The organism is Amycolatopsis mongoliensis, from assembly GCF_030285665.1.
Lineage (GTDB): Bacteria > Actinomycetota > Actinomycetes > Mycobacteriales > Pseudonocardiaceae > Amycolatopsis > Amycolatopsis mongoliensis.
In genome coordinates, this window is record NZ_CP127295.1 from 10,202,593 (window position 1) to 10,221,786 (window position 19,194).

Annotated in this window: 21 protein-coding genes; 9 read left to right on the forward strand and 12 right to left on the reverse strand. The window is 72.3% G+C overall.

The annotated features are described in order from the left end of the window. Positions 1-26 precede the first annotated feature (26 nt). The 3 genes from QRX60_RS48925 to QRX60_RS48935 all read left to right on the forward strand — a co-directional run bounded on the left by QRX60_RS48925 (position 27) and on the right by QRX60_RS48935 (position 4,860). Positions 27-581 (forward strand): hypothetical protein, encoded by a 555-nt coding sequence (locus QRX60_RS48925; RefSeq protein WP_285998288.1) that lies wholly within the window; start codon positions 27-29, stop codon positions 579-581. Between the two features lie 236 nt (positions 582-817). Continuing rightward, the gene (locus tag QRX60_RS48930) at positions 818-4,615 is read left to right on the forward strand and encodes a CdiA C-terminal domain-containing protein (protein WP_285998289.1); all 3,798 of its coding nucleotides are present in this window, start codon (positions 818-820) and stop codon (positions 4,613-4,615) included. Then, positions 4,612-4,860 carry a hypothetical protein gene (locus tag QRX60_RS48935; protein WP_285998290.1) on the forward strand — a complete coding sequence of 83 codons (249 nt, stop codon included), beginning with the start codon at positions 4,612-4,614 and terminating at the stop codon, positions 4,858-4,860. Before QRX60_RS48930 ends, QRX60_RS48935 begins: the two co-directional genes overlap by 4 nt. Positions 4,861-5,348: 488 nt before the next feature. On the opposite strand, the gene QRX60_RS48940 is transcribed toward QRX60_RS48935, so the two are convergent. The 5 genes from QRX60_RS48940 to QRX60_RS48960 form a co-directional block, all read right to left on the reverse strand. Then, positions 5,349-6,071, reverse strand: a complete 723-nt coding sequence (locus tag QRX60_RS48940) for a DUF2637 domain-containing protein (protein ID WP_285998291.1) — start codon at positions 6,069-6,071, stop codon at positions 5,349-5,351. Continuing rightward, positions 6,068-6,268: a hypothetical protein gene (locus QRX60_RS48945; RefSeq protein WP_285998292.1), complete on the reverse strand. Its 201-nt coding sequence runs from the start codon at positions 6,266-6,268 to the stop codon at positions 6,068-6,070. Before QRX60_RS48945 ends, QRX60_RS48940 begins: the two co-directional genes overlap by 4 nt. Before the next feature lie 284 nt (positions 6,269-6,552). Next, positions 6,553-7,152, reverse strand: a complete 600-nt coding sequence (locus QRX60_RS48950; RefSeq protein ID WP_286003861.1) for a dihydrofolate reductase family protein — start codon at positions 7,150-7,152, stop codon at positions 6,553-6,555. After that, positions 7,149-7,940: a metalloregulator ArsR/SmtB family transcription factor gene (locus tag QRX60_RS48955; protein ID WP_285998293.1), complete on the reverse strand. Its 792-nt coding sequence runs from the start codon at positions 7,938-7,940 to the stop codon at positions 7,149-7,151. The genes QRX60_RS48950 and QRX60_RS48955 overlap by 4 nt, the downstream gene beginning before the upstream one ends. 56 nt (positions 7,941-7,996) lie before the next feature. Continuing rightward, the gene (locus tag QRX60_RS48960; RefSeq protein WP_285998294.1) at positions 7,997-8,896 is read right to left on the reverse strand and encodes a hypothetical protein; all 900 of its coding nucleotides are present in this window, start codon (positions 8,894-8,896) and stop codon (positions 7,997-7,999) included. Positions 8,897-8,951: 55 nt separating this feature from the next. Between QRX60_RS48960 and QRX60_RS48965 the strand changes: the two genes are divergently transcribed. Continuing rightward, on the forward strand, positions 8,952-10,136 hold the full coding sequence (locus QRX60_RS48965; RefSeq protein WP_285998295.1) for a hypothetical protein: 1,185 nt from the start codon (positions 8,952-8,954) through the stop codon (positions 10,134-10,136). Between the two features lie 168 nt (positions 10,137-10,304). Here the strand turns inward: QRX60_RS48965 and QRX60_RS48970 are convergent, their stop codons facing one another. Continuing rightward, entirely contained in the window at positions 10,305-10,526 is a 222-nt protein-coding gene (locus QRX60_RS48970; RefSeq protein ID WP_285998296.1) for a hypothetical protein, read from the reverse strand. A gap of 62 nt (positions 10,527-10,588) precedes the next feature. After that, positions 10,589-11,104: a hypothetical protein gene (locus tag QRX60_RS48975; protein WP_285998297.1), complete on the reverse strand. Its 516-nt coding sequence runs from the start codon at positions 11,102-11,104 to the stop codon at positions 10,589-10,591. Between the two features lie 208 nt (positions 11,105-11,312). Here QRX60_RS48975 and QRX60_RS48980 point away from each other — a divergent pair, with 208 nt between their 5' ends. Then, positions 11,313-11,594, forward strand: a complete 282-nt coding sequence (locus tag QRX60_RS48980; RefSeq protein WP_285480484.1) for an isoamylase — start codon at positions 11,313-11,315, stop codon at positions 11,592-11,594. Between the two features lie 16 nt (positions 11,595-11,610). Here QRX60_RS48980 and QRX60_RS48985 read toward each other — a convergent pair whose 3' ends face one another. Then, positions 11,611-12,327 carry a LysR family substrate-binding domain-containing protein gene (locus tag QRX60_RS48985; protein WP_285998298.1) on the reverse strand — a complete coding sequence of 239 codons (717 nt, stop codon included), beginning with the start codon at positions 12,325-12,327 and terminating at the stop codon, positions 11,611-11,613. A gap of 42 nt (positions 12,328-12,369) precedes the next feature. Here QRX60_RS48985 and QRX60_RS48990 point away from each other — a divergent pair, with 42 nt between their 5' ends. The 4 genes from QRX60_RS48990 (at position 12,370) to QRX60_RS49005 (ending at position 15,320) form a co-directional block, all read left to right on the forward strand. After that, positions 12,370-12,741, forward strand: coding sequence for a DUF5997 family protein (locus tag QRX60_RS48990; RefSeq protein WP_285998299.1), 372 nt, complete (start codon positions 12,370-12,372; stop codon positions 12,739-12,741). Next, on the forward strand, positions 12,738-13,943 hold the full coding sequence (locus QRX60_RS48995) for a kynureninase (RefSeq protein WP_286003862.1): 1,206 nt from the start codon (positions 12,738-12,740) through the stop codon (positions 13,941-13,943). Before QRX60_RS48990 ends, QRX60_RS48995 begins: the two co-directional genes overlap by 4 nt. Before the next feature lie 97 nt (positions 13,944-14,040). Further along, the gene (locus QRX60_RS49000) at positions 14,041-14,478 is read left to right on the forward strand and encodes a MarR family winged helix-turn-helix transcriptional regulator (protein WP_285998300.1); all 438 of its coding nucleotides are present in this window, start codon (positions 14,041-14,043) and stop codon (positions 14,476-14,478) included. Positions 14,479-14,489: 11 nt separating this feature from the next. After that, a complete protein-coding gene (locus QRX60_RS49005; protein WP_285998301.1) occupies positions 14,490-15,320 on the forward strand; it encodes a haloalkane dehalogenase in 831 nt (276 codons plus the stop codon). 1 nt (position 15,321) lies between these two features. Here the strand turns inward: QRX60_RS49005 and QRX60_RS49010 are convergent, their stop codons facing one another. From QRX60_RS49010 to QRX60_RS49025, 4 genes are read right to left on the reverse strand one after another with little or no spacing between them, the layout of a single operon-like run. Continuing rightward, entirely contained in the window at positions 15,322-15,948 is a 627-nt protein-coding gene (locus tag QRX60_RS49010; RefSeq protein ID WP_285998302.1) for a TetR/AcrR family transcriptional regulator, read from the reverse strand. Position 15,949: 1 nt separating this feature from the next. Beyond that, positions 15,950-17,104 (reverse strand): NAD(P)/FAD-dependent oxidoreductase, encoded by a 1,155-nt coding sequence (locus QRX60_RS49015; RefSeq protein WP_285998303.1) that lies wholly within the window; start codon positions 17,102-17,104, stop codon positions 15,950-15,952. A gap of 1 nt (position 17,105) precedes the next feature. Further along, positions 17,106-17,297 (reverse strand): ferredoxin, encoded by a 192-nt coding sequence (locus tag QRX60_RS49020; RefSeq protein ID WP_285998304.1) that lies wholly within the window; start codon positions 17,295-17,297, stop codon positions 17,106-17,108. Continuing rightward, the gene (locus QRX60_RS49025; RefSeq protein ID WP_285998305.1) at positions 17,297-18,691 is read right to left on the reverse strand and encodes a fatty acid desaturase; all 1,395 of its coding nucleotides are present in this window, start codon (positions 18,689-18,691) and stop codon (positions 17,297-17,299) included. The genes QRX60_RS49020 and QRX60_RS49025 overlap by 1 nt, the downstream gene beginning before the upstream one ends. Positions 18,692-19,194 lie beyond the last annotated feature (503 nt).

The following is a 19,194-nucleotide window of genomic DNA, read 5'->3' on the forward strand; positions in this document are numbered from 1 at the left end:
GGTTCAAATGATGAAGGGAACGTGTTGTGCCGCTGCGGGATGAGAACCCGGACGACCACAACCGGGAACGCGAGACCGACCGAACGATCTTGCACGGTATGGCCGCGGGGATGCAGGACGACTCCATCCCGCCCGCCTTGGCGTGGGAGACCGTCGACCAGCGACTGTGGGAAGACCCGTTCCGTTGCAGCAACCTGGAGTGCTGCGAAGCCCTCGGTCGTGATCACGTCACCCTGATCACCACGGCTCACGTGCGGAGATTCTGTTCCGTGGAGTGCATCGCGGCCGGGCAGCGGGCATATCAGCTTGGACTTGGCCAGCACGCGCGCCTGCGGAGCAAGCTGATGTTCGAAGCGATGGATCGTGGCGACGAACCAACCGAAGGCCATTTCCGGTCACTCGACGAGCAGGCCACACTCTGGCAGCGAGCCCTCTCGCTTCACCGCCACCGTTGCGACCCCGAGCCTGTCCCCACCAAGGAGCAGCCGGTGCGAGACGAGGATGTCTTGATTGATGCCGCGCGGCGCTGCGGTCGATGTATGGACGATGCTCGCCAAGGCATCGGCTTCAACATCCAGTAACCCGGTCGCTCTACGGAGCGTTCCAGTGACATGCCGTCAGCCCCCACGCCCACGGCATCCGATACTTCCACGGCTGCTACAGCCTCTCCGAAGACCGCCTATGGGGTGTCCTGCACGAACACAAAGGCGGCAAACAACCCCACACATGAGGTGTCAACCAGATCCTGGGCAGACCCGATCGGGTGTCAGCAATCAGTGTACTGATCACTATGTGTGGATCCTTGGCGCGTGCTGGCTTGATCTTGGCGATAACAGCGTCGCTGAGCCTCGGCTGGCTCGCCACCTCGCCGGCCGCCGTGGCCTCCCAGAGCCCCCCGATCGCCGCGGCGACGTCCACGGAAGCCAGCCCGTCGGGCTCGGACCGCCTGAAGGTGCTGCGGCTGTGGCAGCTCGGCGGCCCGGCGACCAGGCAAGACGCGGCCGCGGCGCTTGCCGGCACGGATGCGGACGTGGCGCGGTTCTTGACATCGCAGAGAGCCGTGGACTCCTCAATCGACCGAAGTGTGCAGGTCAGCAGGTTGATGTCGGCTGGCGGTGTGGCGACGCGATCGGCGGCACAACAGGCGCTGGACGCCGGTACGGACAACGCACTGAGCGCGTTCCTTGACACGGGCTGGGAAGCGCCGTACGGGATCGACTTGAGCGTGCGGGTCAGCCGAGTGATGTCTGCCGGCGACGCGCAGGTGAAGAAGGCTGGGCAGCAGGCGCTGGACGCGGGCACCGTGGATGCGCTGAAGTCGTTCCTCCAGTCCGAGTGGCAGACCCCGTTCGAAATCGACCAGACGGTCAAGGTCAGCCGGGCGATGTCCGGTGGCGGTCCCGAAGTGAAGAGGGCCGGGCAGCAGGCGCTGGACGCAGGCACCGTGGATGCGCTGAACCAGTTCCTCGGCGTCGATCTCCCCGTGGCGCAGGCGCGAGACGCGGAAACGACGTCCATCGCGCAGTTGGTGGCTACGGCCAAGGCAGCCTCGGACCAGGCGGCAGCCGAGACGGACCAGGCGAAGCAGGAATCGGATCGCGCGGTCGTGGAGGCTGCCGCCGCGCAGAAGGCCGCACAGGCGGCCAAGGACGCCGCCGCGGCCGCACAGGGACATGCTGGCGAGGCCACGGACGCGGCGACCCGGGCCGCTTATGCGGCTGACCAGGCGGCGTTCACCGCCCGGCAGGCGATCGGTGCGGCCAATGCGGCGTCACGTTCGGCGCACACCGCGGCGGTGGCGGCCGCACGGGCGGCCGCGGCGGCCGGCCAGGCGCGGACTGCCGCCTCACACGCCTACGACGCGGCGGCGGCGGCGATCGGCGACAGGGTCAAAGCCGCGGACGCGACCAAGGCCGCGCAGACCGCACGAGACGCGGCGGTGAGCGCCTCGACGGCCGCGGACGCGGCCCGGGCGGCGCGGACAGCGTCGCAACGAGCCAAGGACGCGGGTTCCGCGGCCGGGGACGCCGCAACCCAATCCCGGACAGCGGCGCAGGCCGCCACCGACGCGGCCAACTCGGCCGCGGCCGCGGGCGGCGATGCCCGGCAGGCCCAAGCCGCCGCCGCGAACGCCCGCGCCCAGGCCGCGCGGGCGACCGCCGCGGCGCAGGCGAGCCAGTCGTGGGCTGACGAAGCAGGCGGAGACGCCGGCGTGGCCGCCGATGCCGCTTCCGCCGCTGCCAACGACGCCACCGCGGCGGCGGCCGCGGCGGACGACGCGGCTGCGCACGCCGGGCAAGCCGCCGACGCGGCGGCCAAGGCGACCGCGCACGCGAACGCCGCCACCGCCGCGGCGAACGCGGCGGTCGACGCGTCGAACCAGGCGGCCCGGATCGCCCAGGCCGCCCGCAAGGCCGACGACGACCGGATCGCGTTGAATGGCCAGCAGGCCGACGACGCCGCGTTTGCCGCCGCCGCGGCGGCTTCCGCGCGCCCCGTGCCACCCCGGTGGGACCTCGACCAGGTCAGCACCTGGAACGCCGAGACCACCCGGCTGATTGCCGAGGCCACCGCGGTCGGCGCCGCTCGCGCGACCGTGCTCACCGACGCCCGCAAGGTCGCGCTGACCCTCGCCGGTCAGGGCGGCCCCTGGACCAAGGCCGCGGCGCTCGCCGCGCTGTCGGCGTCCGACAACGAGGTCATCGACTTCATCACCACCGGTTTGACCGCGGCCGCTGGGCAGGACGACCGCGCTGTCCTCGTCCAGCTCGTCGAGGCCGGAGTGCCGGGCTTCCAGACGGCCGGGAACGCGGCTCTGGCGGGCTCGGATACCGATGTGCGGAACTTCCTGCGCAGTCGTGACTACCCCGGTCGCGGGCAGGACGACACCCTCCAGGTCAGCCAGATCATGTCCACCGCCCGCGCGGCCGGTCGCACCGTGGTCGTGCAGGAGGGCCAGAAGGCTCTCGACGCCGGGACCGGCCAGGCGCTGCGGGAGTTCCTCGACAACGGCCAGTTCGTCGCGCTCGGCATGGACGACCAGCTGAAGGCCAGCCAGATCCAGTCCGCCGCCCGCGCGGCGGGAGCGCGGGAGGTCGTCAACGCGGCCCAGGCCGCCCTCGACGGACCACCGGTGCTGTTGCGCGAGTTCATCGTCGTCGGCCAGTACACCGCAGCCCGTCGCGACCAGAACACTGCTGCCCACAACGCCGCCATCGACGGATTGCTGGCCCAGGCCGCGAGCTCCGCCGCCACGGCCACCCATGACGCCGACGAAGCTCAGGCCGCGGCGGCGCGAGCCCGCAACGCCGCCGACGAAGCCGCCGGGTACGCCGATCAGGCGGCCACGGCGGCCAACCAGGCCGCCGACTACGCCCGGCAGGCCCAGGACGCCGCCACTCGCGCCGCCGCGTCCGCCCAGCAGGCCCAGACCTCGGCCACCACCGCGGCCGGCGCGGCGTCGTCCGCCGTCGCCTCAGCCGACCGGGCCGGCCGCTCTGCCGCGACGGCTCAGTACTACGCCCATGCCGCCGCGGGCTACGCCCATGACGCCGCCGGCTCGGCCAAGATCGCGTACGACGCCGCGATCTTGGCCGGCAAGGACGCCGCCGCGGCCGCTCTGGCCGCGAAGGACGCTTGGCAGAGCGTCGCGAACAAAGCCGCGACGGAAAAGCAGCAGCTCATCCAGCAGCGGCGGGCCGACTGCGACGACAACGCCCGCGACGTCGAGGCCGTCAACCTGCTGAGCAACCAGGACTGCGTGCTGCTGTTCAGCGGCTCCCAGGCCGATCAGGAACGCATCCTCGGGCACCTCCAGGACATCTGCCGGCAGCACATCCCGCAGGGCGACCCGACGCTGCCGCGGTGCCTGGACTACCGGAACCTGTTCAGCCCGAACTACATGGCCGCGCTCCGGGACGACTTCACCAACTACATCACCGCCGGAACGGATCCGAACCTCGGCGGGCTGCTCGTGTTGCTGTCGTCCCTGGTATGTCCGGAGTGCGAACTGGCCGACCTGCTCGCAGGTGGGGCCGGCGAGCTGCGTGCGGCAGCAGGGGCTGCCGGGCTGGCGGAAGCGGCCGATGTCGCGGGGGTGGGCCTGCTCGACGCCGCCGGTGCCGGCGCTGCCGCGCAGCTCGGGCGGGCTGCCAGCGCCGCGCAGGAAGCGGCGGCGGAGTCGGGAGCACTGGCCAACGAAGCCGCCCACCTCGCCGACCTGCCCAACATCGGCCTGCTCGAGATCACGGCCACCAACCCGTCGGCCTCGGAAATCCGGGCCGCCGAGGAAATGGCGGGAGCGGGTTCGAGGGTCACACTGCGGGACCCGGTGGGCACCCGGGTCGGTGGCGGGACGAGCGACCTGGTGGTCGACGGAGTGCTCTGGGACGTGTATTCGCCTACCGGAACCTCCATCACTGCCATGGTGCGGAGTATCGCCAAGAAGTACGACCAGGTGCACGGCGGTGGCGTGATCGTCGACCTGCGGGGCACCAGTGTGACCGCGGCCGATCTCGGCGGACCGGACGGTGCGCTCATCCGGGTGAACGGTATGATTCGGAGCTGGGGCAAAACCGAATTCATCAGTGAAATCAGATTCTTTGGCGGTAAGTGATGGCAAAGATGCGGTGCAAGTGCGGGACCATCCTTCGCGATGACGACCCGCATGACACTTTTTTCATCCTGTCCGACGAAGAGTTCGATGTGGAACTCTCCGGGGTGCTCCTGTTCGGGAGGGCGCAACGGGTCGTGCGCTGCAAGGTCTGCCAGCGGTTATGGTTCTGGGCTGAAAATGGAGAGCTGACGGAGTACCTGAAAGGTGAGGTGCTGACCGCGGACTCCGATCCGTTGAACGGATGATCACGTCTCGCGCCCCGCGAAGTGTCTTGCCGTCCACGGCAAGATGATCCCGGCCAGTGTCCCCGGTGCTGGACGTCTTGGCAGGCGCCTGGCCGCCGTCCTCGAATGCTGCCTGCCGCGCCAGCAACCAGCCCCTGATCGCGGTGTCGACCTGCCCGGTGTCGACCTTGGTCACCACTCGCCAGATTGTGGCTTCGACGGCGCTGCGGGGCAACATCATTCACCCAGCCGGCGATCGCAGTGAACGAGCGCATTCCGGCCACGACTGCGGCCGCGCACAACGCCAGCATCACCGTCACGGGATGGACCACCCAGCGCGGGTCCTCAAGCTCGGCAAGGTGATCCATCAGATCGAAGGAGGTCCGCTCCGCCGCGGCCGGACCACACCCGGCAAGATCAGCAACAACAACCGACGACAACGCGGCCAGACAGGCTCATTAATGCCGGTTCGTGAACCACGAACCGGCCGGCGGGACATGCCCACGCGCTCACGATGCCGCCGGTCGTTCGCCACGGTCGCGCGTTCCGCCGAGGGTGGGCGGCAGGTGACCGGCCTGCCGCCAGCGCCGTAGCACCTTCCGGCCGTAGTTGTTCGTGCCCGCGACCCGGTCCAGCTCCGCGCCGGTCGGCGTGTGGCCCTTGGCCTGCACGGTCACGTAGTACGCCCACATCCGCTGCTCGGCGTTCGGCTCAGTCGGGCGAGCCTCATCCGACACCGCCGCGAGACGCACCACCGGGACCGCCTCGTCGCCGGTCTCGCCCGTCCCGGCGGTCTCGGTGCCGGTCTCGCTCACCGTCTCGGCGCGGTGCCGCTTGAGCGCGCGGTTGAGCAGCTCGACCGCCAGCAGCAGCGCCAGCGGTGGGCACGCTGCCACCGCCACGGCGAACACGCTCAACTCCGGGGCCGCCGCCACGTTCGCGCACAGCGAGAGGCAGATCCCGAACACGAAGGACACCCACGCCGCCCACCGGCCACCGGCACGCCGGCCGGCGCCGGTGGTCTTCCACAGCTCGACCGTGGCCGTGGTCAAGATCCCGTCCACGATCAACGGCCAGATCGCCGCCGTAGCCTCATCGGCACCAAAACGCACGGCGAACTCGCGGCCGTGTCGGTAGGAGGCGTACGCCGCGCCGAGGGCCACGAGCGCGGTGCAGGCGCACTGCACCCACAGCGCTCGGTCTCGCTTGGCCGGGGTTGCCGTGGCGCTCACCGCCGCACACCTCCCGCCGCGCGCTGTGCGTCGTCCAGGCAGCACCCGACGCAGGCGAACACCTGCGAGTCGGTCACCGACCGGCCGACCGGAACATGTGGGACCCGGACGCGGAGGTAGTCAGCACCGCACGCCACGCAGGCCAGCCCATCGGCCTCCGACGCCGTCAGCCCGGCGACGATCGTGTCGTGGTTCATCGGGCGTCACCTGCCGACAGGCGACGGGTACCAACCGGGCGGATCGTGATCTCAGAGCCTTCGACCAGCACTTCGCGGTTCGTATGCTGACACGTTAGGTCCACCGAGGCGGGGATTGCCGTTCGCAATCCCGCCGGGATCGCTCCCCTGCGCCCGCGGTGTCTGCCCGGGGGACAACCCCGGACCCCCGGCAGTGTCCGCCCGGGGGACGACCCCCGGACCCCCGGCACGGGGTGGTCCCGTTTCGCGGTTCGCGTGCGAGCACGTTCGGTCCACAAAGGACATCAGCGCGCGCGGTCGTAGATCGCCGCCGTCTCCCCCAGCTCGCCGGTTTCGTGGTGGGCCACCCGCCACTTCGTGGGCGGCAGCCCGTCTTCGAACAGCCGCGGCCCGCCGCCCACGATCTCGGGGCAGACCATCAGGTGCAACCGGTCGACCAGGTCCGCCGCCAGCAGCGGCTTGATGACGCTCGCGCTGCTGTTGACCAGGATGTCACCCGATCCGGTGGCTTTCAGGTCCGCGACGACGTCCGCGGCCGGCGCGTTCACCACGCGGGCGCGTTCCCACGGCGCCTCGGTCAAAGTGGTCGAGAAGACCACCTTTTCCGTGTCCACCAACCACTTCGCATAGCCGCGGTCGCGCGGGTCGGCGTGCTCGTCGGCGGCGACCGCCGGCCAGAAGCCCAGGAAGCCTTCGGCGTTGCGGCGGCCGAGCACCGCCGTCGTCGCCCCCTCCCAGACCCGCGAAAGGTGGCGCCGCGCGACTTCGGTCGTCGCGTACGGAACGATCGCGCCCATGTCGCCGGGTCCGCCGGGGCCGTGGTAGCGCCCGTCGAGCGTGAGGCTCAGGTTCGCGGTGACTCTGCGACCGGTCACGGTGGTCAGCCCTTCTGGTGGGTGAGGACGTCGGAGAGGTGGTCGAGCACCTGGTCCCAGCCGGTTTCGAGCCCGGCGAGGGCGTCCGCGGCCCCGGCCGTCGTCGCGGTGACGCGCAGGCCGAGCCGCAACCGGGTGCCGCCGGGCACCGACGCGAGCTCGAGGTCGTAGTGGCCGGTGAACGCCGCCTCGCCCGTCACCGCGAGGTCGAACGCGAGCCGCCCGGGCTCGGCGGCGAGGCGGACCCACCCTTCGGAGTGGTACTCGCCGTCGGCGTCGCGATAGGCGAGCACCGCGCGCCCGCCGGGCCGCGGCTCGAGGACGCACGCGGTGACCGTCGTCGACGGCGGAACCCACCACGACGCCAGCAGCGCCGGGTCGGTCCAGTGCCGCCAGACGACGTCCCGCGGCACGGCCAGCACGCGTTCGAACCCGAACTCCCGCCCGTCCGCCCACCGGTCCCGGTCCGGGGCCTCGGTGTCCGCTTCGACGGCCGCGCGGTACTGCGTGACGACGTCCCGCTCGCCCTCGTGCGCTTCGGTCGCCTTCGCCAGATCCGCCAGCCGGCCCGCGAAACCGAGCAGGGGCTCGGCCTCGAGGGCGTAGACCCGGCGCTGTCCGAGCGGGAACACGGTGACGAGCCCGGCGCGGGCGAGGGTCTGGAGGTGCTTGGTGGTCTGCGGCTGCCGCAGCCCGGTCAGCTCGGCCAGCTCCCCGACCGACCGGGGACGCTCGGCGAGGAGTTCGACGATGCGCCACCGCGCCGCGTCCCCCAGTGCTGCCGCGATAGCGTCCATGGCGCCAACTATTCGCGCAGGAGAATATTCAAGTCAAGGAATATTTTAGCCGGGGTTCAGTCGAGCCACCGCAGCCCGTAGGCGTAGCCCAGTTGCGGGGCGGAGAACTCCTGCGCGACTTCGCACGCGCCGTCGAGCGGCAGCGGCGCGCCCGGCTGGGGCGGGTCGGCGAGCACCGACGGCGGCACCCGGTCCAGCCGCCACACCACCCGCGGCGGCCGTGCGGGGTCGAAGCGGACCCGCACGGTGAACGACTCGCACGTCACCAGCGGCACGAAGGTGTACGACGGCCGGATGGGCAGGCCGTCCCGGATCCGGATCACCAGGGCGAACGTGTGGGTGTCGCCGCGCGCCAGCGGCCGCGGGAGGTCGAGCAGCCAGCGGAAGTGCCGCTGCCCCACGCGTTTCGCGTCGGCGATCCGGACGCCGTGCTGGGCGTCGGCGGCCACCTGCCGCTCGCCGTCGCGGCCGTCTTCGAGGCGGGGCACGGTGAACTGCGCGGAGATCCGGCTCAGCCCGTCGCGGGCCGCCACGATCAGCCGTTCCTCGATCAGCTCCGGCTCGACGGTGTCGAGCCGCACCAAAGCCTTGACGCGCTTGACGAACCAGCCCTCGTCCGGGGCGGGCACGCCGTCGCCCGGCCGCGTGCCCGCCTCGATCTCGGCGGCCAGGCGGGCGAACGCCCGGTCGATCCGCCGCCGGGCCGTGCGTTCGGAGATGCGCAGCCGGTCCGCGAGGATCCCCACCCGGTCGGACAGCAGCGCGTGCTGCGCGCCGGGCGCGATGCCCAGCGCGACGTTGACCGCCAGCCGGTCGTCGGCCGGGAACTCCGCGATCGCGGCGGAAACGGCGTCGCGCAGGACCCGCCGCGCTTCGCGGTCGTTCGCCGTCCGGTGGATTTCGCACCAGCCGGACACGAGCGGCCCGAGCCGTTCGCGCAGTCGTTCGGTTTCCACTCCCCAGCCGCGCCGTAAAGTGGTGAGCTCACGGAGCAACCCGTCCTCGTGTGCCATGGGATTTCGATTGTGGCACGCGGACTTCCGCGCGATCGGCGGCACCGGCTGCGCCGATCAGGTGATTCCCGGCTGGCCAGTGCGTGGCCAGTTCCGGCGCGATTCGGCCCGTGGGCGGCCTTTTCCCCTTCCCCGGCTGACCGACCATTTCCCCGTCGACGACATCGGGGAGGACGGGTTGCTCGACACCACGCACGCGCCCATCGGGCCGGCGGACGTCGCGGGCGTCCGCCGGCTGGCCCGCGACGGCCGGCTCGCCGGCTCGGCTTCGGCCGCACCGCCCGGCGACCTCGCCCGGTTGCGCGGGGCGGTCTACACCGTCGCCTGGCCGCTGGTCTTCGCGCGGATCACCAAGCCACTGGAGCGGCAGCGCCGGCACGCGGACTGCGTCCGCGGGCTCGAATGGCTGCGCCCGGACTGCCTCGACCGCTTCCACGACGACGTCGAGGCGGTCGTCGAGCACGCTTTGCGGCGCGCGACGGACCCGATCGACAACTTCGACGGCTGGCTGGCGACCCGGCTGAGCCCGGCGACGGTCGACGCGCACCGGCGGCGGCGCGGCGAGATCGGGGCCCTGCAACGGCCTCGCCTGCCGGCCTGGCTGAGCGAAGCCCTCGGCGGCGACCCGTGGCTGTGCGACCTCGCCGTCCAGATCCTGGTGTGGGCCGGGGTGCCGGCGACGGCGGGCGCCGAGCTGTGGCCGCTGGACGGCTGGGCCGCGCGCCGCGCCGAGGTCACCGGGGCGCCGCCGCCCGGGCGCGACACGCTCGACCGCGAGGTGCGGACGGTCCTGACCGCCATGCGCGGCCGGCCGAAGTGGCACGCCGAGCACGTCGAACGGCCGCTCGGGCACAAGCGGGCCCCCGTCGCGCCGATGCCGGCGGACGGCGCGGCCGAGCCGGCCCCGCTGCAGCTGGTCGGCCCGGACGAGGCCGACGACGCCCGCCTCGCTTGCCGCGCCGACCGGGCGCTGCGCGCGATCGAGGCGCGACTGGATCGCGGCGAGGATCCCGCGACGGCAGTCACCGCCGTCGTCCGGCGCGTGTTCGGAACGGGCGGGAGCGCGCTCGACCGCTTGCCGCACCACGGATCCACCCGCGACGACTGGCTGGCCACCGCCCTCGCCGACGAGGCCCGGCTCGCCCGGATCGTGGCGACTGTCCTGGCCGTCCTCGGCCGCTGAGCGCGGGCGGACCAGCCGCGCTCGCCGAGGAGACCCGGCTCGCGGCGGTCAGCCCGACCGGGCCCGGCCGCCGAGATCCGAACCGCGGCAACCACCCCGACCGGCCACGGCCGCCCAGCACAGCCCGGTCAACCACCTCGCCGGCCCCGGGCGCCGAGCACAGTCCGGCTAACCGGCCTCACCGGCGAGGCCCGCACCACGGCAACCACCGTCGCCGTCGTCGGCCGCCGAGTGCAGGCGGGCGTCCAGGATGTCGAACAGCACCTCCGGCGGGCAGCCCGCAGCCCGCGCCCGCGTTCCGGCGGACGCCAGCTCGGCCAGCAGCACCGCGCGCACGGCCGCTCGGGTCGTGTGCGGGAGTCTCACGGGCGGGACAGCTGATCCGGCCACCCCGGCCTCCTTTCGCCCGGCGCCGGGTTCGGCCGGCCCAGCCTTCCCCTGACGGACGGCGTTCAGCGCCACCACGACGGCGGGGGCACCGGCAGCCGCAGCGGGCAGCCCGTGTGGCGGCCCGCCCAGGAGTCGGCCAGCCACCGGGTCAGCGCGACCGGCCCGAGCAGGCTGTCCTCCCACACCGGGGTCAGCTCGCCGGCCCGGCGCAGCATCGTTTCGGCCGTGGCGCAGAAGGAAATGATCGCGGCGACGGCGGCGTCGGCCCGCTCCACGGGCCAGGCGACCGCGGCTCCGGGCAGCCCGGCCGGGATGGCCAGGCCGGGGCCGGCGGTACAGGTGCGGGCCAGCTGGACGGCGAGGTCGAACTCGGCCGCTTCGGCGTGGCGCTGCCGGGCCCGCCAGCGCGGCGAAGCCTCGGCGGCGTGCAGCCCGGCGAGCCGGGCGGCGACCAGCCCGTCCCACACCGTCATGAGCACCCCTCGCGTGTCGGCCGGGTGAGCGCCGGCGAGTTCGAGGGTGACGGCGCTGAGCCAGGCACACGGGTCCTTGACTTGACGATCGGCGGCGACGGTCACGGCAGACAGTCTCGCACCGGAAAGCACGTCCGGCAGCAAGATGATCTTGGTTCGCGACAGGACCACCCGGTCGGTGGCGAACCGTTGAGCGGCTGGGTAATTCCTTCGGGCACTGCGCGTGACCGAACGGTTACGGCTGTGTCATCATGTCGGCGCTCAGTGCCGAGCACGCCCCCTTCGTTCCCCCTCTCCGAAAGGCCGCCACAGCGTGATCAAGACCAGCAAGAGCCGGGCCGGCACCCAGCGAGTGACGTTCAGCCTCCCGGCCGGGGCACCACCCGGGCGCGTGAGCGTGGTGGGATCGTTCAACGACTGGACGCCGGGCCGCCACCACCTGACGACGCGCTCCAACGGCCGCCGGTCGGCGTCGGTGGACGTGGCGCCGGGCACGGTGATCCAGTTCCGGTACCTCGGCGAGAACGGCCTGTGGTTCGACGACCCCGACCTGCCGGACCGGGCGGACGGCAACTGCGTGTACTCGACGAACTGAGCTGCGACCGCCGGCGTCAGGATTTCCGGCGCGGCTTCCCGCGCTTCGGGGCGCCGCCGCCGCGCCGGGCCGCCGGCTTGCCCGCCGACTTCGCGGCCGCCGGCTTCCGCTCCGCGCGCTTCTTCTCCGCCGGTGCGGGCTGGCGGCCGCGCGTGCTGTTGACCGTGCGCCCGCGCACGATCCCGATGAACGTCTCCATCAGGTCCGTCGTCTCGTCCTCGAGCCACGACAGCGCCACGCTCGACTGCGGGGCGTCGGTCACCGTCCGGTACGTCAGGTCGCGACGGTGGTGGAGGCGGGCCAGCGACTGCGGGACCACCAGCACCCCCATCCCCGCGGCCACCAGCTCGATCGCGTCCGCCGTCGTCTCCGGGCGGGCAACAGCCGCCCGGCCCGGGAGCGCGGGCCACTCGATCGTGTCATCCAGCGGCGACAGCACGACCTCGTCCGCCAAGTCCGCTGTGGACACTTCGTCCGCCGCCGCGATCAGGTGGTCCTTGGCGATCACGACCACCGTCGTCTCCGTGTAGAGCGGGATCGCGTGGAGGCCGTCGCGGTCGACCGGGGACCGCAGCAACGCCGCGTCCGCGCCCCGCGAACGGATCAGGCCCGTCGCGTCGGCCGCGGCGACCGGGACCAGCTCGAGCGGCACCTCCGGCTGCCGCTCGCCCCACGTCCGCACCCACTTGGCGGGCGTGGCGCCCGGGACGTACGCGAGACGGAACGAGGTCACCGGGTCAGGCTACCGGGCGGGGCGCTGGCTACCCTGGACGGCATGACGTCGCACAAGACCACCCAGACGATGAAGCCCGCGACGGCGGCGAAGAAGCTGGGTGTGTACCTCGAAGCCACGCCCCCGGAGTTCCAGGAGGGCGTCGTCTCGCGCGACGAGCTGAACGCGCTGCAGGCCGACCCGCCCGAGTGGCTGCGCGAGCTGCGCCGCACCGGCCCGCACCCGCGGCCGGTCGTCGCGGCGAAGCTGGGCATCTCCATCGGCGGCCTCACCCGCGGCGGCGTCACCGAGGCGCTCACCACCGAGCAGATCGAGGCGCTGAAGACCGAGAATCCCGACTGGCTGGTGCGGGAACGCGCCACCCAGGCCGAGGTGCGCAAGGAAACCGTGCGGGTCAAGGGGAAGGACCACTGACCACGCTCGAGGAGGCGAAGCGCCTCGACGCCGCCGACGAGCTGGCGGGGTTCCGGGACCGCTTCGTCCCGATCACTGACCCCGGCGTCGTCGCCTACCTCGACGGGAACTCGCTGGGCCGCCCGCTGCGCGCGACGGCCGAACGGCTGCAGGAGCTCGTCGCCGACCAGTGGGGCGCCCGGCTGATCCGCTCCTGGGAAGAACGCTGGCTCGAGCTCCCCGAGCGGATCGGTGACGAGCTGGGCCGCGTCGCGCTCGGCGCCGCACCCGGCCAGACCATCGTCGCCGACTCGACGTCGGTGTGCCTGTACAAGACGCTCCGGGCGGCCGCCGCGCTCCGCCCGGGGCGCGACGAGATCGTCACCGACTCCGCCAACTTCCCCACCGACCGGTTCCTCGTCGAGAGCGTTGCCGCCGAGCTCGGCCACACGGTGCGGTGGATCGAGGGCGGCGACGTCCACCCCGACGACGTCGCCGCCGTCACCGGGCCGCGGACCGCGGCCGTCGTCCTGTCCCATGTGGACTACCGCTCCGCCGCGATCGCCGACCTCGCCGGGATCACGCGGCTGGTGCACGACCGCGGCGCTCTCACCGTCTGGGACCTCTGCCACAGCGTCGGCTCGATCCCGGTCGAGCTGGACGCCAACGGCGCCGACTTCGCCGTCGGCTGCACGTACAAGTTCCTCAACGCCGGGCCCGGCGCGCCCGCCTTCCTCTACGTGAACTCGCGCCACCACGCGGAGTTCGGGCAGCCGATCACCGGCTGGATGGGCGCGGCCGACACGTTCGGCATGGCCGAGCACTACGTGCCCGCGCCCGGCATCCGCCGCGCGCTGTCCGGCACCCCGCCGGTGCTGGGCATGGTGGGCGTCCAGGAAGGCGTCGCGCTGCTGGCCGAAGCCGGGATCGATCGGGTGCGGGCCAAGGCCGTCGCGCTGGGGCGGTGGGTGCTCGCCCTCGCCGACGCGTGGCTCGTCCCGCTCGGCTTCACGGTGGCCTCGCCGCGCGAGGACGCCCGCCGCGGCGGGCACGTCACCCTGCGGCACCCGGACGCCGAACGGCTTTCCCGGGTCCTGATCGAGCACGGCGTGCTGATCGACTTCCGCCGTCCCGACGGAATCCGCGTCGGACTGAGCCCGCTCACCACCGGCTTCACCGAGGTCCGGGCGGCCGTGGACCGCATCCGCGAGCTCGCCGCATGACGTGAATGACTCATTCATGTCGCCTGACGACATGAATGAGTCATTCACGTCGGTCAGACAGTAGCCATGTACTTAGTAGCCATGTACTGTATTTGACATGAGCACCCCGGGGCACCTGGTCTGGCGACTGTCCATGAAGTGGCGGGTGGCCGTCGACCGCGCCCTGGCACCGATCGGGTTGACGCACGCCCAGTACGTCTTCCTGTCCTCGCTCTTCGGCCTGGAGCGTGCCGGAGCGAGCCCGAGCCAGCGGGAACTCGCCGACCACACCGGACTGGAAGCGCTCTACACCTCCAAGCTCGCGCGCTCCCTCGACGCCGACGGGCTCGTCGAGCGCACCCGAGACCCCGCGGACACCCGCACCATCCGGCTGGCCCTCACCGAACGCGGCCGCGAAGTGGTCGAGCCCGCGATCGAGACCGTGGCCGAGCTGCTCGACCGGCTCCTCGCGCCGCTCGGCGGCCGGGACGGCGACCGCACCGCGGCCCTGAGCCGCGAACTCACGCTCCTCCTCGACACCCCCCTGGATCCCTGAAGGGACAAGACATGGACCTGCTGCACCACGAAGAGTCCGGCACCGGCACCCCGATCGTCTTCCTGCACGGCAACCCCGGCTCGTCGCACGGCTGGCGCGCCGTCCTCCCCCACGTCGGCGGTGGCCGCCTGCTGGCCCCCGACCTCATCGGCATGGGCCGCTCCGCGAAACCCGACATCGAGTACTCCTTCGCCGACCACGCCCGCCACCTCGACGCCTGGTTCGACGCGCTCGGCCTGGACGACGTCGTCCTCGTCGGGCACGACTGGGGCGGCGCGCTCGCCTTCGACCACGCCGCCCGGCACCCGGACCGCGTCCGCGGGGTGGCGTTCTTCGAGACGATCGTCAAGCCGATGGCCTGGGAAGACCTGTCGCCCCAGGCGGCCGAGCGGTCGCGCCGGATCCGCACGCCGGGCGTCGGCGAGGAGATGGTGCTGGAGCAGAACCTGTTCGTGCGGCAGGCGTTCACCGGCGGGGTGCGCACGCCGGTGGGGGACCTCGAGCCGTACCTCGCGCCGTTCCCGACGCCCGAGAGCCGCCGGCCGATCCTCGCGTGGGCACGGCAGCTGCCGCTCGGCGGCGAGCCGGCCGAGCTGATCCCCCGCATCGAGGCCTACGACGAGTGGCTGAAGACCAGCGCCGGCACGCCGAAGCTGCTCCTGACCTTCGAAGGCTCACCCACGCTGCTCATCGGCGAAAAGCTGACGCGGTGGTGCGAACGGAACGTCGCCGCGCTCGACGTCGTCGCCTGCGGGGAAGCCGGGCACCACGCCCAGGAGGACCGCCCGAAGGAGATCGCCGCCGAGATCGCGGCGTGGCTGGACCGGCACGGCCTCCGGTGAGTCAGCGGTGCCGCAGCGACGGGGTCGCGTCCATGCCGAGGACGCGGGCCGCGACCCAGGCCAGCGCGTCGGCGGTGCGGGCCGGGGTGTCCGACGGCTGCATGACGTGGCTGAGCACCGTGCGCACGACGATGTCGATCACGACGGCGACCTGCTCGTCGGTGAGCGGCGGGTGGTAGGCGGCGACGCGCGCGGTGAGCATCGTCTTGGCCTTCGTCAGCAGCGTGCCCGCCTCGGTGGTCAGCAGCGGGAGCAGCTCGGGGGCGGTGCCGTGCGTGGCGGAGGCGATCGCGCGCAGCAGGATGTTGTCGTCGGCCAGCTCGAGGACCGAGCGGACGGCGTCGTACATCGCCTCGACCAGGTCGGTCTCGTGCCGGTCGAAGGCGGCGACGACGACCGAGAGGAACCGGTCGAGCTCGTGCGCGACCATCGCCTCGGCCAGCGCGGCCTTGGACCCGATCTCGTTGTAGACGGTCTGGCGGCTCACGCCCACGACCTCGGCCAGCCGGGCCATCGTGACCGCCGGCCAGCCGGACCGCGCGGTCAGCTCGATCGCCGCGGTGATGATCGGCCGCCGGTGCTGGCCCCCCTCGGGCGGGGCCGGAAGTGCGGCGCTCATGATCGCCATTCTAGGCCGCTCCCGCGAAGGCCAGCGCTTCCGCCCACGCCGCCCGCGCGGCGACGCGCCTGCGGTACTTCATGATCTCGCGCGGGCGGTCGACGGTCAGCGCGCCGACGATCCGGTCGCCGCGGCGGTACAGCGTCACCCCGCCCGCGGACACCACCTCGTCGGCGCGTGGGGTGCCGACGAACTGGATCCGGTGGCCGTACCAGTCGGACCAGAAGTACGGTACGGCCTCGAGGGCGCGCGCCGACGCCGGATCGAGCGCGTGGCGAGCGGCGGCCGCACCCTGCTCGGCCGCGCTCGTCCAGTGCTCGAGCCGCATCGGCTCGCCGTCGAACAGCGGGTTGACCACGTGCGCGACGTCGCCCGCCGCGTAGACGCCCGGCGGGCCCGCGGACAGCGTCGCGTCGCACACCACGCCGCGGTCGCGCTCGTGCAGTGTCAGGCCGCTGCCTTCGAGCCACCCGGTGGCCGGGACCGCGCCGATGCCGGCGACCACGAGGTCCGCGGGCACGACCTCGCCGCCGGCCAGCCGGACACCCTCGTCCGCGACCCCGGTGACCTCGGTGGCGAGCCGCAGCTCGGTGCCGGCCGCGCGGTGCAGGCCGGCCAGCTCCGCCCCGGCCGCTTCCCCGACCGCGCGGACGAGCGGGACGGCCGCCGCCTCCACGATCGTCACCGGCAGGCCGCGCTTGCGTGCCGCCGACGCGACTTCCGAACCGATGAACCCCGCACCGATCACGACCGTTCGCGCACCGTCGTCCAGCGCGGCGCGCACCGCGACGGCGTCTTCGGCGGTCCGCAGCGTGCGTGCCCCGGGGAGGCGGCGCGCGGTCGCACCGGTGGCGATGACCACGGCGTCGTAGTGCACGGCCGTCCCCGCGACGGTCACCACGCGCGCGTCGGTGTCGAGGCCTTCGGCCGGAGCACCCAGCATCAGTTCGACGCCGAGTTCGTCCCGCAGCACGGTTTCGGGGTGGAACGGCTCGACGCGGCCGGGACCGCCGGCGTCGAGGAACGCCTTCGACAGCGGCGGCCGGTCGTACGGCAGGTGCTCCTCGGCCCCGACCAGGACGATCCGGCCGCGGTACCCGGTGCGGCGCGCGGACTCCACCGCGCGCAGCCCGGCCAGCGAAGCGCCGACGACGACGAAAGTCATGTCAGTCCGTCAGCTTCAGGGCCAGCACGGGACAGGAGTCGACCGCCGCGGCGAGGTCCGTCCGGTGTTCCTCGCCGGGGCGCTCGTCGAGCACCACGACCGTGCCGTCTTCGCCGACCTCGAAGAAGTCCGGCGCCATCGCTTCGCACATGCCCAGGCCGTCACACTTGCCGCGGTCCGCTTCGATCCGCATCACGCACCCACCCGGCCCGGCGCGACGAAGTCGACCTTTTCGCGCACGCCGCAGTCCGGGCAGCACCAGGAGTCCGGGATCGCCGACCACGGCGTGCCGGCCGGGAAGCCCTCGCGCGGGTCGCCGAGCTGCTCGTCGTAGACGTAGCCGCAGCCCGGGCACATGCCGCCCTCGCTGGCGTCGCCGTGGGTGTCGGCCGCCGCCCGGACGTCCATCGTCACGCGGGTCCCGTAGCGCGCGAGGAGCTTGTCGCGCTTGCCCGGCTGGATGTTCGCCCGGGAGAGGTCGCCGTCGAAGTGGGCGAGCACGCGCGGGTCCATCACGCGGCGCCACAACGGCGGGACCAGCGCCAGCACGATCATCCCGGCGTACCCGGTGGGCAGCACCGGGGACTCGGCGAAGTCGCGCAGGGTCTGGTAGCGCCGCGTCGGGTTGGCGTGGTGGTCGCTGTGCCGCTGCAGGTGGTAGAGCAGGACGTTGGTGGCGATGTTGTTGGAGTTCCAGCTGTGGCTGGGATCCACGCGCTCGTAGCGGCGTTTCCCGGGCGCGCCGACCTGCTGACGCAGCATGCCGTAGTGCTCCATGTAGTTGACGATCTCCAGCAGCGAGAACCCGATGACGGCCTGGATCACCAGGTACGGCAGGACGCCCACGCCCAGCCACGCGATCATCGCGACCCAGAGGACCGCCGACATCAGCCAGGCGTTGAGGACGTCGTTGCCGAGGCGGTAGGGGTGCTTGTCCCGCCGTGCGTAGCGCTTGCGCTCCAGGCGCCAGGCCGACTTCAGCGAGCCGAAGACGGTGCGCGGCCAGAAGCGGTAGAAGCTTTCGCCGACGCGGCTGCTCGCCGGGTCCTCCGGAGTCGCCACGCGGACGTGGTGGCCGCGGTTGTGCTCGATGTAGAAGTGGCCGTAGAAGCTCTGCGCCAGCGCGATCTTCGACAGCCAGCGCTCGTGGCTCTCCTTCTTGTGGCCCAGTTCGTGCGCGGTGTTGATGCCGATCCCGCCGATGCAGCCGATCGACACGGCGAGCCCGATCTTGTCCACGACGCCCAGGCCCCCGTGGGCGACCAGCCAGAACGCGGCCGCGAAGCCGAGGTACTGCACGGGCAAGAAGGCGAAGGTGATCCAGCGGTAGTAGCGGTCTTTCTCCAGCCGCTCGATGACGTCGTCGGGCGGGTTGCTGCGGTCCAGCCCGGCGATCAGGTCGATCAGCGGCACGATCACGAGGATCACGACCGGCCCGATCCAGAACCACCCGCCCCAGCCGGTGGCCGCGTGCAGGCCGATGGCGAGGAAGGCCAGGGACGGCACCACCAGGCCGATCAGCCACAGGTAGCGCTTGCGGTCACGCCACCGTTCGGTCGATCCGGCGGGGATCGTCGCTCCGCTCATCACACCCTCCTCCGTTGGCTGGGTTTACAGGACGATAGAGGATGTACATCTCGATTGACAATAGCTCGTTTGATGTAAAGTTCACGCGCCCTGCGCACAGCCTCTCGTGACCGAGATCATCTTCCGCCCGAGCGGCACGCGGCGTCGTCGCCGAGAGGGCCGCCGAAGGGGTCGCCCGAGGCAAGGCCGGTGCCCCTTCTTTCTCGCACCACGGACACTCCGCGCAGCGGACGGGCGAATTCACTTTCACCCGTTCGGCCCAGCGTGCAAGAGCCGGAAATACCCCTCGGGCCCGTTACCAGAGGAAACGCGGGTAACCACCCGGACGCGCTCGGTAAACGCCGTTCGCCCCTCCCCGGACCACCGTCCGCCGACCGGGTCACGACCACCGCGCCTCGGTGGTTCGTGGTAAAAAACGGACCCTGATCGATTCCACGGCAACACGGAGGGTGAGGCGAGACGGGTGACGGCGGCCGCTGTGTCCGTTCGTCGTGTCCGCTTCC